Raw genomic sequence first — 611 nt, 5'->3', positions numbered from 1 at the left:
GCGTGCTGTCTTCTACACCTTCTGCCACGACATTGGTTTTTAATCCTGCGGTGATATTGATCACTGCGGCTACTACTGAGCTGTCGAGGTTCTCTTTGGTGAGCTGATTGATGAACGTGCGATCGATCTTCAAGCAAGTGAACGGCAGTGAATGCAGATAACCAAGAGAAGAGTAACCCGTACCAAAATCATCAATGGCAATGCCAATGCCCATATCACGCAACTTCGTCATGTTTTCCAGAGTCGTTGGTGCGCTATCAATAATGCGCGACTCGGTGATCTCTAACGTGAGGTTTTTGGCGGGCAGCTTGGTGACATCCAGCACTCGTGTCACGGTGTCGACAAACGCCGGACAGGAGAGCTGATTGACCGAGATGTTCACGTGCAATTGGAAGTCTGACGGCCACTGTTTGTTCTCGATGGCTTTGTATGTGTCTCGGCACGCTTGCAGCAAGATTTGTTGGCCAATGGCTTTGATCATGCCGCTTTCTTCCGCGATTGGGATGAAATCTAATGGTGAGATCATACCGCTTTCGCTATTCCAGCGAGCTAGAGCTTCGGCGCCACATACGTTACCACTCGCGAGATCGATGAGCGGCTGATAATGAGGC

1 protein-coding gene is annotated in these 611 nt (G+C 50.2%); it reads right to left on the bottom strand.

Annotated features, from left to right (window positions below; genetic code table 11):
* Window positions 1–611: EAL domain-containing protein (locus tag R7Q09_RS26775; RefSeq protein WP_318144027.1), on the bottom strand; the 611-nt coding region annotated here is incomplete at both ends.

This window comes from Vibrio sp. 2130-1, assembly GCF_033339515.1.
Note: the sequence above shows the minus strand (reverse complement) of the source record. Positions and strands in the feature narration are given on the sequence as shown.